The sequence below is a fragment of the Kribbella sp. NPDC050281 genome, assembly GCF_040655855.1.
In the GTDB taxonomy this organism is placed as follows: Bacteria; Actinomycetota; Actinomycetes; order Propionibacteriales; family Kribbellaceae; genus Kribbella.
The window spans coordinates 44,374-57,328 of sequence record NZ_JBFAKS010000053.1 but is presented as its reverse complement, the minus strand read 5'-3'; the positions used below and the strand labels follow the sequence as shown (position 1 = coordinate 57,328).

At 68.0% G+C, this 12,955-nt stretch carries 16 protein-coding genes; 8 read left to right on the top strand and 8 right to left on the bottom strand.

Translation table 11 applies throughout. The features are described 5' to 3' along the window. A partial coding sequence (locus tag AB0I34_RS39150; protein ID WP_360455980.1) for a S8 family serine peptidase occupies positions 1 to 1,382 on the top strand: 1,382 nt, incomplete at its 5' end. Positions 1,383 to 1,395: 13 nt separating this feature from the next. Continuing rightward, positions 1,396 to 1,617, top strand: coding sequence for a hypothetical protein (locus AB0I34_RS39145; RefSeq protein WP_360455977.1), 222 nt, complete (start codon positions 1,396 to 1,398; stop codon positions 1,615 to 1,617). Between the two features lie 136 nt (positions 1,618 to 1,753). Here the strand turns inward: AB0I34_RS39145 and AB0I34_RS39140 are convergent, their stop codons facing one another. Next, complete coding sequence (locus AB0I34_RS39140) at positions 1,754 to 1,981, bottom strand: hypothetical protein (RefSeq protein WP_360455974.1); 228 nt, start codon at positions 1,979 to 1,981, stop codon at positions 1,754 to 1,756. Between the two features lie 150 nt (positions 1,982 to 2,131). Between AB0I34_RS39140 and AB0I34_RS39135 the strand changes: the two genes are divergently transcribed. From AB0I34_RS39135 to AB0I34_RS39115, 5 genes are read left to right on the top strand one after another with little or no spacing between them, the layout of a single operon-like run. After that, entirely contained in the window at positions 2,132 to 2,668 is a 537-nt protein-coding gene (locus tag AB0I34_RS39135; RefSeq protein WP_360455971.1) for a hypothetical protein, read from the top strand. A 24-nt stretch (positions 2,669 to 2,692) separates the two neighbouring features. Then, positions 2,693 to 3,823 (top strand): DUF4331 family protein, encoded by a 1,131-nt coding sequence (locus AB0I34_RS39130; RefSeq protein ID WP_360455968.1) that lies wholly within the window; start codon positions 2,693 to 2,695, stop codon positions 3,821 to 3,823. Positions 3,824 to 3,829: 6 nt separating this feature from the next. After that, positions 3,830 to 5,170, top strand: coding sequence for a Dyp-type peroxidase (locus tag AB0I34_RS39125; protein ID WP_360455965.1), 1,341 nt, complete (start codon positions 3,830 to 3,832; stop codon positions 5,168 to 5,170). After that, positions 5,167 to 6,030 carry an enoyl-CoA hydratase-related protein gene (locus AB0I34_RS39120; RefSeq protein ID WP_360455962.1) on the top strand — a complete coding sequence of 288 codons (864 nt, stop codon included), beginning with the start codon at positions 5,167 to 5,169 and terminating at the stop codon, positions 6,028 to 6,030. Before AB0I34_RS39125 ends, AB0I34_RS39120 begins: the two co-directional genes overlap by 4 nt. 26 nt (positions 6,031 to 6,056) lie before the next feature. Further along, on the top strand, positions 6,057 to 7,133 hold the full coding sequence (locus AB0I34_RS39115; RefSeq protein WP_360455959.1) for a sulfite oxidase: 1,077 nt from the start codon (positions 6,057 to 6,059) through the stop codon (positions 7,131 to 7,133). A gap of 14 nt (positions 7,134 to 7,147) precedes the next feature. Here the strand turns inward: AB0I34_RS39115 and AB0I34_RS39110 are convergent, their stop codons facing one another. Together AB0I34_RS39110 and AB0I34_RS39105 are read right to left on the bottom strand one after the other, a co-directional pair. Further along, on the bottom strand, positions 7,148 to 7,711 hold the full coding sequence (locus AB0I34_RS39110) for an HdeD family acid-resistance protein (protein ID WP_360455956.1): 564 nt from the start codon (positions 7,709 to 7,711) through the stop codon (positions 7,148 to 7,150). Between the two features lie 16 nt (positions 7,712 to 7,727). Continuing rightward, complete coding sequence (locus AB0I34_RS39105) at positions 7,728 to 9,221, bottom strand: DUF2252 domain-containing protein (RefSeq protein WP_360455953.1); 1,494 nt, start codon at positions 9,219 to 9,221, stop codon at positions 7,728 to 7,730. Between the two features lie 141 nt (positions 9,222 to 9,362). Here AB0I34_RS39105 and AB0I34_RS39100 point away from each other — a divergent pair, with 141 nt between their 5' ends. After that, positions 9,363 to 9,902, top strand: coding sequence for an ion channel (locus AB0I34_RS39100; RefSeq protein ID WP_360455950.1), 540 nt, complete (start codon positions 9,363 to 9,365; stop codon positions 9,900 to 9,902). Here AB0I34_RS39100 and AB0I34_RS39095 read toward each other — a convergent pair. From AB0I34_RS39095 to AB0I34_RS39075, 5 genes are all read right to left on the bottom strand, one after another. Beyond that, complete coding sequence (locus AB0I34_RS39095) at positions 9,883 to 11,460, bottom strand: MFS transporter (RefSeq protein WP_360455947.1); 1,578 nt, start codon at positions 11,458 to 11,460, stop codon at positions 9,883 to 9,885. The genes AB0I34_RS39100 and AB0I34_RS39095 overlap by 20 nt on opposite strands. Positions 11,461 to 11,469: 9 nt before the next feature. After that, positions 11,470 to 11,766: an SHOCT domain-containing protein gene (locus tag AB0I34_RS39090; RefSeq protein WP_360455944.1), complete on the bottom strand. Its 297-nt coding sequence runs from the start codon at positions 11,764 to 11,766 to the stop codon at positions 11,470 to 11,472. A 10-nt stretch (positions 11,767 to 11,776) separates the two neighbouring features. After that, the gene (locus AB0I34_RS39085) at positions 11,777 to 12,223 is read right to left on the bottom strand and encodes a DUF6325 family protein (RefSeq protein ID WP_360455941.1); all 447 of its coding nucleotides are present in this window, start codon (positions 12,221 to 12,223) and stop codon (positions 11,777 to 11,779) included. Between the two features lie 82 nt (positions 12,224 to 12,305). Continuing rightward, complete coding sequence (locus tag AB0I34_RS39080) at positions 12,306 to 12,545, bottom strand: hypothetical protein (RefSeq protein ID WP_360455938.1); 240 nt, start codon at positions 12,543 to 12,545, stop codon at positions 12,306 to 12,308. Continuing rightward, a complete protein-coding gene (locus AB0I34_RS39075) occupies positions 12,532 to 12,798 on the bottom strand; it encodes a hypothetical protein (RefSeq protein WP_360455935.1) in 267 nt (88 codons plus the stop codon). Before AB0I34_RS39075 ends, AB0I34_RS39080 begins: the two co-directional genes overlap by 14 nt. Between the last annotated feature and the right edge of the window lie 157 nt (positions 12,799 to 12,955).

Here is a 12,955-nt window from a genome sequence, read left to right as displayed (position 1 = left end):
GGTGGCAGACGATGGCGAAAGTCAAGGTTCTGTTGGAGGTGGCCGGCCAGGACGTCCCGGGAGGCTTCGAGTCCTTCCAGGAATCAGCCGATTCAGCCTTTGCGGTGCATCCGACGATGACGTCGTCGATGGATCGAGTCGCGGGAATGGGCGTGGAGCTCGACGAGCCGTTCCTGTCGATCCCCATGTTCAGCGGCCCGGCACCAGGCTCCGGGCTCGGGCCGACTGCGCTGGACGCCTTCTCCGGGTTCGCCGCATCATCCACGAATCCGGACCTGCCTGCTGCCTCGGTCGTCGTTGCCGCCGAGGTCGACCCGGCCAGGCTGGACGACTTGCGAGCCCGCGAAGGCGTCACCGTCTGGGCGAACTCTGCGCTGACACTCTTCCAGAACGACGAGGTCCTCGACCTTGCCCGGTCCCGTGCCGGCTTGGACTGCCGCCCGTTCCGGCAGGCCGTCAGTCTCGACGTGGTCAGGACGATGCTGGGCGTCAGGCGCGCCTGGGACGACGGGTTCCGCGGCCAGAACATCGCGGTCGCGATCGTCGACGAGGGCGTCAACGGCATCCAGTACCCGGTCGTCGACGGGTTCGCTCGTCCCGGCGCGCAGCAGCCCGGCGCCGCACCGATCACCAGCCACGGATCAATGTGTGCCGCCGACATCCTCATCGCGGCACCTAGTGCCCGCCTCTACGACTACCCGTTCCTGGGCATCGCGAACTCAGGCGGCGCGCTCGCCATGTTCCAGGCGATCCTCGACCACCGCCGCATCGACGGAACACCCCACCTGACGTCCAACAGCTACGGCTTCACCGGCGTGCCACCCATAGCGAGCTTCCCCGAACACGAAGTCCACGACATCAACCACCCGTTCACCCGAAAGGTACGCGAGGTCGTTGCCTCCGGCGCGGTCTGCTTGTTCGCCGCCGGCAACTGCGGCCAGAACTGCCCGAGCGGCAACTGCCAACCATCGGGTATCGGCCCAGGCAGGTCGATCCACGCCGCGAACAGCATCCAGGAAGTCATCACCGTCGCAGCAGTCAACACGCGGCACGAACGCATCGGCTACTCCTCCCAGGGCCCGGGCATGTTCCATCCTGAGAAGCCGGATCTCGCCGCGTACTCGCATTTCTTCGGCAACTTCGGACCGGGCCGCCCGGGTGGCGAGGCGGACAGCCCGTTCGACAACGGCACCTCCGCGGCGACCCCGGTCGCGGCCGGGGTTGCCGCCATGCTTCTGTCGGCGGATCCTTCGATGACCCCGGACCAGCTCCGTGACGCGATGCTCGCGGGACTCCACAACGTCTCAGGGACAGACTGGGATCCGGGATACGGGCGTGGCATTGTGAATGCTGCGGCGTCATACAGTGCGCTGAAGCGCTAGCCCTGGAGACCATGTGCGTTGGCTCATCACCGTCCCGGCCGACTTCGACCTTGACGCCCTCGCCGCGGCGGTCACCGCCGCGGCTGGGTCGTTGGGCGACGAGGAACCCATTCCACTGGGCGACGACGAGCTGGCCGTCTACGCGGAAGGCCCTGCTGACCTGCCGCGAACCCTGCACGAATCGATCAGCGAGGTGCTCAAGGTGAGCCCGAACTCGGAGCCGGAGCCGTACTGAACCCAGTCAGGCTCCCGGGCCGATCGAGGTCGACGAGGCGGTACTGCGACCGTCGTCAGCACCCGACCTGCAACTCACCATCCTGGTCCCCCGCCCAGGCAGCGATCAACGCCTACTCAAGCTGCTCTGACAGCCTTCAGAGCGTGTGCAGCTTGGCGAATGGTGACGTGACGCGCAGCAGTTTGCCGCCGCCCAGGTCGACCACCACCGCGTAGGTCCCTTCGACCGAACTGATCCGGCCCAGGCCTTCCTTGTCGTGGGACACCCGATCACCAACCTCGAAGGTCTTGATCGGTTCGGGCACCTTCGGCTTGAAGGGACTCGTGGACAAGTGACGACGCGTCGTCGCGCGGGAGGGCTCCACAAGCCCAGTATGCGCCCAACGCGGCCCCTTGCGCACACCCAGACCCGTTCTCGCCACGCCACCGGGCCAATCACTCGCCGTGGATGAGGTTTGCGAGCCCGGCTTGGCCAAGACTGAGCCGGCCAGTTCCCGTCAGGAGGGTGATCACCGATGACAGCCGAAGCACCGTCCCGGCCGGGCCTTCGGGTCGGACCCACGAGTGAGTTCAGTCTGTTCTTCCACGTGAAACCCGGACACGGTGAGGCACTGCGCGAGACCTTGCGGGCACTGCAGGAATCCCCCGGCTACCGGCCCGGCGACTACGACCTGCCGATCGCGACCATCCACGAGGCGCGTTTCGTGCCGTTCGACAACGACACCCGGCTGCTGTTCGCCACCAGCTTCGACGGCTCGTGGGACGCCTACATGCTGGACTTCGCGTCCAAACCGCTGAAGCTGTTCGACGCCATCTTCCGGCATGTGGAGGGGTACGACGGTCTGCCCGACCTGGAGGCGGTCAAGGACTTCATCATGTCGGCGCAGCTCACCGCTGGCGCCTACGCACGCAACTACGGCGGAACGGTCAAGGAGATCCGCAAGGCCGAGCGCGTGAACAAGGCGTTCCAGGAGGTCCTGGACGACCCGGAGGCGGCCGAGCTGCTCCAGGCACCGGCCCTGGCCCCGTTGCTCGCCGAGGCGGCGGACTGAGCGTGGACCGTCGAGGAGACTCGCATGTCTGACCACATCTCGGGCCCGCGTGCGCTGGCCGAGCCCATCGCCGATATCACCGACGTCTTCGCGTTCCCCAGCCCGGAGACACCGGGCAACCTGGTCCTGGTTCTCAACACCCTGCCGTTCGCACCGCCCGACGGCCGTTTCTCGGACGGGCTGATCTACCGGCTCCGGCTTCGGCCGCTCACGCCGGCCGGCGGACCGCCCGGATCGGCGCCGTTCGCCGTGGGCACCGAGGAACTGGTCTTCGACTGCGTCTTCTCCGACCAGTCCCCCGAGGCGGGCCCGCAGTCCGGTGTCTGCCGCACACCGGCCGGCGACGAGGTCACCTTCGGAGTCGGCGACCCCGAGGGGGGCAAGGGCGCGGGGGTACGGGCGTTCGCCGGCCCCCGCTGGGATCCGTTCATCCTCGACGCCCCGGCGGCGCTGAAGACGATCGCAACCGGCGAGCTCGCGTTCACCGACCCGTCGGCGATCTTCCTGGACGGCAAGAACGTGCTGAGCATCGTCGTCGAACTCGACTGCGCGCAGCTGCTCGGCCGGACGGACGGCCTGGTCGGTGTAGTCGCGGAGACCCTGACCCGGGGCCGGCTCACCATCCGGATCGAGCGGACCGGCCGGCCCGAGGTCAAGAACCTGCTGCTGGGACCGAAGCAGTTCGACCCGGTCAACCGGGACCTGGAGATCCGCGACCTCTACAACATGGAAGACGGCTTCCACCTGGCCGACGGCTATCTCGGCGCGTACCGGGCGCGGCTGAACGCCAACCTAGCCTTCTGGGACGGTCTGGACGGCACCGTCGACTGGCCGGCCGACGAACAAGGCGACCATCCACTGACCAAGCTGGTGCTGGCCGACCAGCTCGCGATCGACATCGGCAAGCCTTATCAGGAGCACGGGTCGTTCTTGGAGATCGAGCAGGCCGCCCTGGCGGGGCGTGAGCACCGGACCTGCGGCGGGCGAGCGCTCAACGACGACGTGATGGACACCTTCTTCACCCTGCTCGTCAACGCCGGCAACGGGCCTGTGATCCGGGACGGCATCGATCGGTCGTCGCGGCCGGCGTCAAGCCTCTTCCCGTACCTCTCCCCCGCGAATCCCGCGCCCCCGCAGCCACCCGAACACGTGTAGGCGGCCATGACCGACGTACTCGACCTCGACGACATCCAAGCCGGCGCATTGCACGAGCGGCCGTCGCCGTACGTCGGCACGTACGTCCTGCTGCGGGTGAACGACCCGGACGACGGCCGTCACCTGATCCGCCGGCTGATCCCGCTGCTGTCATCGGCCCGGTCCGTCCTGGACCGTACCCCGTCCGCGTGGATGACGGTCGCCTTCACCTACCAGGGGTTGAAGGCACTCGGCGTACCGCAGGAGTCGCTCGACAGCTTCGCCCCCGAGTTCCGGCAGGGTATGGCGGCCCGCGCGGCCGAGCTTGGCGACGTCGGTCAGAGCAGCCCCGACCGCTGGGAAGAACCACTGGGCAGCCCTGACGTGCACATCGCCCTCGCCACTCTCGCCCCGGACCAAGCGAGTCTCGACGAGCTGGTGGAGCGGGCGCGCCGCGCCCAGGACGAGTTCCCCGGGATCGACGTGATCTGGCGACAGGACTGCCACCAGCTCGCCTCCGGCCGTACGTCGTTCGGTTTCCGGGACGGGATCGGCCAGCCGGCCGTGGAGGGCGTCGGAACACCGTCGACGAATCCGGGCGAGCCGCCGATCAAGGCGGGTGAGTTCGTCCTCGGCTACCCGGACGAGACCGGGGCGCTGCCGCCGATGCCGACACCGGACGTGCTCGGCCGCAACGGCACCTACGTGGTGTTCCGCAAGTTGCACACCCGAGTCGCCGCGTACCGCCGCTACTTGCGCGAGCATGCCGCGAACCGGAGGGAAGAGGCGCTGCTCGGGGCGAAGATGGTCGGCCGCTGGCAGTCCGGCGCGCCGCTCGCGCTCTCCCCGGACAATGACGAACCGGAGCTTGGTGCGGACCCGAAGCGCAGGAACGACTTCGCCTATCGCGACGATCCGCGCGGGTTCAAGTGCCCGGCCGGGGCGCACGCCCGGCGTGCCAATCCCCGCGACTCCCTGGAGGACGAACAGACCGTCGACGTACGGCTGCATCGGATGATCCGCCGCGGCACCAGCTACGGTACGGCGCTGCCCGACGGAGTCCTCGACGACGACGGGGCGGACCGGGGCATCATCTTCGTCTTCGCCGGTGCGCACCCGGGGCGGCAGTTCGAGTTCGTCAAGACGCAGTGGCTCAACGACGGCATCTTCATCGGCGCCCCGCAGGAAAGCGACCCTCTCGTGGGTCCCCAGGACGGAAGCGGAACCTTCACCGTTCCGCGGCATCCGATCCGCCGCCGCCTGCAGGAGATTCCGCCGTTCGTGGTCACCCGCGGCGGTGAGTACTGCTTCGCCCCTGGCCTCCGCGGGCTGCGCTGGCTGGCCGACCTGACCGAGGAGAGCCGATGACTCAAGCCACCGGAACCGACCGCTGGAAAGACCTGGACTTCGGTCCACCCGCACCGGATGACGCCGACCCGGCCGAGTCGGTGCTGCTCGACTACACGTCCGCGGGCACCGTCGCGGTCATCACCCTGAACCGGCCACAGGCCGACAACGCGATCACCACGGAGATGGGCGCCCGGCTCACCGAGGTTCTGGAGACCATCGCGGTGGAGCCGGCGATCCGCGTCGCGATCATCACCGGCGCCGGCACCCGCGCCTTCTCGGTCGGCAGCGACCTGCGCCAGCGCAAGAGCATGACCAAGCAGCAGTGGTTGCGCCAGCGGCAGGACTTCGACCGTACGTTGTACACCCTGCGTCAGCTCCGCAAGCCGATCTTCGCCGCGGTCAACGGGATCGCCTACGGCGGCGGTTCCGAGATCGCGCAGAGCACCGACTTCATCCTCGCCTCCGACAGCGCCACCTTCGGTCAGCCCGAGGCGATGATCGGGCTCGCGGCCGGCGGCGGCTCACCGGTCCTGCTGCCCCGGGTCCTGCCGCCCGGCAAGGCCCTGCAGATGCTGATGACCGGTGACCCGATCACCGCCCAGGAGGCGTACCGGCTGGGCATGGTCAACGAGCTCCATCCCACCGACGAGCTGATGCCGGCGGCCCACCGCGTCGCCGCGAAGATCGCGAGCAATTCGCCGACCGCCGTACAAGCGGTCAAGCGGGCGGTCCAGCTGGGCGCCGGCCAGCCCGTCGAGCAGGCGATCTCGATCATGATGGAGGCGCACTGGCGCTCCGCGGTGCACCCGGACCGGATCGAGGGAATCGGCGCCTTCAACGACAACCGGGACCCGCACTTCCAGGACCCCGACTACTGATCCGCCAGCACCGAGGAGCGCTTGCCATGTCCGTCACCATTACCGATGCGATCGCCGCGAACCGGGCCGCCCTGGCCATGATCAAGGAGGAGCCGTTCAACGCCGAGGCGCCGCACGCGGCCCTCCGCGATCACATCACCTCGACCGATGAGCACTATGTCCGCAGCAACTTCGCGCTGCCGGAGCACGACGGAGCCCTGCACGTGGGCGGCGCGGTCGCCGCTCCCCTCTCGCTCACGCTCGACGACTTGCGGGCGTTGCCGGCCGCGGAACACGCCGTCACCCTCGAGTGCGCCGGCAACGGCCGCCTCGACACCAAGCCGTTGCCGACCGGCGAACCGTGGGGCGGCTACGCGGTATCGACGGCCTACTGGAAGGGGGCCAGACTCGCCGACGTGCTGGCACAGGCGCGCCCCGGCGCGGACGGCGTCGAGCTCCGCTGTGAAGGTGCCGACCACGGCAAGTACCACCTCAGCTCGGTCCTCGACGACGTCGACGACCTGGCCTTCGTCCGCTCGCTGCCGCTGGAGTACGCCGCAGGTCCGGCCGCCGAGATCCTCATCGCCTACGAGATGAACGGCGAACCGCTGCGGCCCGACCACGGCGCGCCGTTCCGGCTGGTCGTGCCGCACTGGTACGCGGTCGCGTCGGTGAAGTGGCTGACCCGGCTCGACGTACTCACCGAGCCGTTCGTGGGCGAGTTCCAGACCGGCCACTACATCTACCAGTGGCCGGACCGGCCGTTCGAGCCGGTCACCCACATGCGGGTGCGGGCCCGGATCACGGACCCAGCGCCGAGCTCCACCATCCCCGCCGGCACGTACACGATCCGCGGCAAGGCGTGGTCCGGAGACGGCGCGATCACCGAGGTCGGGCTGAGCTTCACCGGTGAGAGCGAATGGAGCCCCGCGGTGGTCGAGCCGCCGCGGACGCCGTACGAGTGGCAGGACTGGAGCTACTTGTGGGAGGCGACGCGCGGCCGGCACAGCCTGCGGGCGCGCGCCACGGACGCGGCCGGCAACGTCCAGCCCGACGTACCGCCGTGGAACCGGATCGGCTACGGCAACAACGCCATCGAGATCTCGTACGTCGACGTCCGCTGACCAGTGCCGCCGACTCAGGCGGGTGCTGGGTTGGCGGGGGCGGGTGAGGAGTGTTCGCGGCGGAGCATGAAGCCGGCCACGACGAAGACCAGGCCCCAGCACAGCGCGATCAGACCGAGCCAGATCGCGACTCCGACGGCACCACGGCCGGGGTTGGCGACGAAGAACACGCCCAGGAGGATCGACAGCGCGCCACCTACGAGGAGTAACCAGCGGGGTGTGAGCCGGTAACTGCTGAACGCGGTGAAGACCTCGAACAGCCCACGGACGATCAGCCAGATGCCGAAGATCCAGGTCAGTGTCTGCGCCGTCACGCCCGGACTGAAGATCGCGAAGAACGCCACGACCAGCGCGATCACAGCCAGCAGCGCACGCCCCAGCCGACTCCCCTCCGTGCTGGGCCGAAACGCCTGCACCAGCAAGCTGATGCCTTCCAGCAACGCCCAGAATCCGAACAGCACCATCAGCGCGAGACCGGTCTCGATCGGCCAGACGATCACCAGGATCCCGAACACGATCCCGACGACTCCGCGGGCCACCATGATCTTCCAGCTCGACGTGAACAGCTCCCGATCCATCTCCAGACCTCCCGGCCTACAGGCCGCTCTCCGCCTGCAGGCGGCCGCTCTTGATGGCGTCCATGAACACCTGGTAGTCACGCTCGTTCTGGTCGGCGTACGCCTCGGCGTACTCGACCATCGCCTCGGGGAAGGCGTCGTCGCTGTTCAGGTACGTCGCCAGCGCGATCCGGTCACCGGATCGCGCATGGGCCCTGGCCAGCGTCCAGCCGCACAGCTGGCCGTACATCGTCATGCCGCGCGGATCCATCTTCTCCACCACGGCCGAACCCTTCATGTCCCGCAACTGCCGGACGTAGAAGTCGCGGGTCTGTCCGTCGATGCCATCGACCCGCTGCCAGCCGAGGAAGATGTCACTGGCTGCCTGCATGAGCCGTTGCCCCACCACCACGCGCTCGCCCTCGTTGCGGGGCGCGGACCGCTGCCTGAGCACCGTGGGCACCATCGTCTTGAGCACCGAGGGCACGGCCTCCTTGACCTGCAGGAGGAGTGGATCTCCGTCGTCTCTACCGCGCAGCAGCACGATCCAGCACCGTGTGCCGACGCTGCCCACCCCAACCACTTTGCGGGCCATGTCGACGAACTCGAACTGGTCGAACAGGTCCCGCTGCTCCGGCGGCAACGACCGGCGGTAGAGGGTCAGCAGCTCCTTGATCCCGGCCTCGAGCTCTTCCCGGCCGGCGTCGGGCAGGAGATCGGCGATCGGCACGACCAACGGTGGGTCGGCCTTGATCCGGACGCCGTCATCGGTCATCTCGGTGAGCTTGGCGAAGGCCTTGAGGCTCCCGCTGCCGCGTGCCTTCAGCAAGGTCTGGTCGACATTCCTGCGCCGGCTCGCGCTCATCTTGCTGCGCAGGGCCTCCTCGACCTCGTCGATGTCGGCACGGGCGTACCAGACGTCGAGATTTCGCATGGTCGCGAAGTCGGCACTGGCGTCGCGATAGCGCCGGACGGTCTCCAGGACGCACTTGCGGCGCTCCTTCCGCGAGAACCCGTTGCTCCGGCCGGCCACTGACAGGCTCGCGGCGAGACGTTTGACGTCCCACTCCCACGGACCGGCGATGGTCTCGTCGAAGTCGTTGAGGTCGAAGAGCAGGCGCCGTTCGGGAGATCCGTACACCCCGAAGTTCGACAGGTGGGCGTCACCGCACAGCTGTGCGGTGAGGCCGGACACCGGCGCCGCGCCGAGGTCGGCGGCCATCCCGAGGGCGTTGCCCCGGAAGAAGGTGAAGGGCGACACCATCATCCGGCCGTGCCGCACCGGCACGAGTTCGGCGACGCGGGACCGGGCCTGCGCCTCGAGCAGTGCGACCGGATCCGGACGGTTCGAGGGCAGTACGAACTGTGCCTGCTCGCGCGGCGGAAGCGCTGCCCGCGCTGCGAGTCCCAGGCGGGCATGGTCGGACGGAGCGAGACGACGGACGGCGGGTGCCAGTCCACCGTTGGCGCGGGCTGATCTCGCTGTGGGTACGGCTCGCCCTACCCTCACCATCGTGGTCCGTGCACTCATGCTGCTCGTTCCCTCCGGACATGGTCGAGCCAGGGCGTCAGACTCAGATCCGCTAGGGACCCAGCCAACACGGGGATCGCTTGGCCAGCATCACCCGCGCCGGATGAACCGGGCGCCCTTGGATCGGGCTTCACTGAGGCTGTGAGAGGTAACGAGGTCAACTACGCTCAGCTCCCGCCGCGGTCCCGCCGCCGCCTCGCCATCGCGTCTCTGCTGCGTTCCGTGCTGGTTTCCTTGGTCATCGTCGCCGGCTATTTCCTCCTACCCATGCGGCTGGACGGCTCGCTCGCCGTAGTAGGCCTGGTCGGCGGGCTGGCTGTCGTGGCACTCCTGCTCGCATGGCAGGTCCGCGAGATCGCCCGCTCGCCCTACCCGCGCGTCAGAGCGCTCGGCGCGCTGGCGACGTCGGTGCCCTTGTTCCTCGCCGTTTTCGCGACCTCGTACTTCCTGATGGCACGTGCCGAGCCGGCGAACTTCAACGCTCCGTTGAACCGGCTCGGTTCGGCCTACTTCACGGTGACCGTCTTCGCGACCGTCGGCTTCGGCGACATCGTGGCCGTGTCATCGGCGGCCCGCGCGATTGTGACCGTGCAGATGATCGGTGATCTCATCATCGTCGGTCTGGTCGCTCGCACACTCTTCGGTGCCGTCCAGCGGAATCTCAGTCAGCGGGAGGACTGAGCGGATCCTTCAGCCGGATCATCCGGAAGGACACCACCAGGCCGGCAAGGCCGGCGAGAATCGGAATCCCGAGCGCCACCTGAAGGGCGATCGGCCGTGCTTCGGTATTGATGCGGATGATCTCGTCCCGAACGTCCTGCGGTTGCTTGACGAGCAGCTCGTCGAGCGCGGTGTTGCTCATCACCTCGGCATCGGTTTCCAGCGCCTGGGCGACCTGCGCCTTCTCCGCCGGCGGAAGGACGGTGCTCGAGTCCGACAGGGCCGTGAAGGTGAAGGACAGCGTGGCCAGCATGATGGCACCGGCGAAGGCCAGCCCGAAGGAAAGTCCGAACGATCCGGCCGCCGAGTTGACGCCGGCGGCCTCGCTGACCCGTTCCTCAGAGATCGGCCCCAGCGTGTAGTTGTTGAGCTGCGACACCAGCAGACCCAGGCCCACGCCGGCGACGATCAGGGGTCCGATGAGGATCCAGCCGGAGTCGGCCCGGGGAACGATCGGGATCAGCATCAGCAGGCCCGCGGTCAAGCACACGTATCCCCACCTGATGATGCTGGTCGGGCTTCGCCCGGCCGCCTTCTTCTCGGCAAGGATCGCCATCCCGAACATGCTGAGCGACAGCGGCGCGAGGGACAGTCCCGCCTCCATCGCGTTGTACTCGAGGACCATCTGCAGATAGATCGGCAGCACGATCATGGTGCCGCCCAGAGCGATCTGCTGGAGCATCTGCCCGGAGATGCCGAGTCGGTAGACGGCGGAGCTGAACAGGGCCGGGTCCAGGAGTGTCGGCTTGCCCTGTCGCTTGCGTCGCACCAGCCAGTAGATGAACCCCGAGAGAGCGATCGCGCCAATGGCGATGATCAGGCCGACGAACTCCCCGCCCTCCTGCCACACCAGGATGCCCAGCACGATGCCGCCCATGCCCAGCACCGACAGGATGGCACCGACCACGTCCACTCGCCGCGATCCCGTGTACGGCACGTCGTGAACGAGACGTTGGCCTGAGACCACGACTGCGATCACCACGACCTCGAGCAGGAACGCTATCCGCCAGGACAGGTACGTGGTGATGAAGCCTCCGAGCAGCGGTCCGACCGCGGCAGCCAACGCAGCGGCGGCTCCGACCATGGCGTAGGCCTTCACCTGCGCCTTGCCTTCGAAGTTGCCATGGATCAGTGACTGCATGGCGGGCAGCAGGAGCGACGCCCCGAGGCCACCCACCACGGCCCAGAACACGATGATCGCGGTCAGGCTCTGAGCCAAGGTCATCGCCAGGGCGCCGACCGCGTAGCCGAGCAGACCCAGCAGGTAGGCGCGCTTGCGCCCGATCAGGTCGCCGACCTTGCTTCCGATCAGGATGAAGGCCGCGGACACCAGCGCCTCGAGCGCGATCGCGGACTGGACGCCACTCACCGTCGTGTCGAGATCCTTGACCACCGAGGAGATGGAAACGTTCATCAGCGAGGTGTCGACGACGAGCACGAACATCGCCATCGCGAGGAGGACGGCAAGCCTTGGATTGGCCGCCGTCCCCGCCGGAACGCTCCTCGTCTCCTCAGTCATGACAACGGCTCAGCCGGCGAGGATCTTGGCCTTCTGTGCCTCGAACTCCGCCTCGGTGAGAACACCCGACTGCTTCAGCTCGCCCAAGGTCTTGAGCTGGTCCAAGCGGTCGGCCGTGGAATCCGGCGCGGGTGCGGCCGGCGCGGGTGCGGCGGGTGCGGGTTCGGCGTAGGCGGGATCGGCCTGTGCCGCCTCGGCGTCCTGCTGGGCGAACTTCTGGTCTTGGTGGTGCCGGACCCGGCCCGCGACAACCGACGCGGTGCCCGCGACAGCCGCGGTCCTGGCTAATCCTCGCAACAGTGGCATGTCGGGCTCCTCAACTCGTCGGTTCCAGGGCTTCCAGGGCGTCGAGCGCTTCCATCACGTCCTCGGCCGGAATACGCCCGCCGGCGATCAGCTGTCCGCCGGACTCCAGCGTCGCCGCGACGAACGGGATCGCCCAGGTGTTCTCGTAGACGATCAGCGCCGCCAGGGTGCCGGGCTGCATCGCACCGGCCACCTCGAGGAGGTCGTCTTCGGCGAGGATTCCCGACCGGACACCACTGAGGTCGGCGAAGCTGCCGGCCTGACCTGACGACTCGGCCAGATCAACCATGTAGGTGGAGCCGTCGGCGTCCTTGCCGACCAGCATGACGTCGTACACGTGGACGATGCCGCGCTCGACGAGGTTCACCAGTTCCTCGGCCGCTCTACCGGTCAGCCGGTTGCCCGTGAACTCGAGGAGTACGTAATCGATGGGTCCATGAACCTCTGTATCTGGCATGACTCTGCATCCCTCCACACGGATTGTTCGTCGCCACACTGTCGCGCGGCTGTCGGCGGGTCATCACCCGCGCGGGATGAACTCAGGCGGACACGCTCTCAGCGGCCGGCGGGTTGACCTGACGGATACTCAGGATCGTCAGGCCCGCGGTCTCGAGCATCGCGACCAGGTCGGCGATCCCCTGCTCGTCGTGAACCCGCAACCGAAAGACCCCGGAAGTCTGGTGATGAGCCTGCCGGCCCGCGCAGAAGACGAGAACGGCCGGCTTCAGCTCCCCCTGAACGGCGACTTGGTACGACGGGCGGAACTCAGGTGCTGTCATCGTCTCCCCTTCCCGGATCGATCTCGGTCCACTCCGTCGATGCCGACGCCGGGTCCAGGATCCGGCGAACCTCGACCACCTCGATGCCCAGGGCCCGAAGTCTGGCCAGCAGGCCGTAGAGCGCCGACTGGTCGGGGATGCTGTAGACGACGGTGCTGGCCTGGTCGACAGCCAGTGTCTCCGCGCCCATGTCGCGAAGATCCTGTTCGGGTACGGCGCCCGCCACGCGGATCTCGTATGTCGCGTCGACCATCGAACCCACACTCCGTTCCCAACGTGTGCGTTCGACGCTCGCAGGGGTCGGGTACCGCGGCTTCATCCCTGTGGGGTGAACTGGCCTCGTTCAGCCCCGAGCGCCACCTTCCACCGCGTCTCAAGGAGAGACCACTAGGTGTCGAATTGTCCGGCAA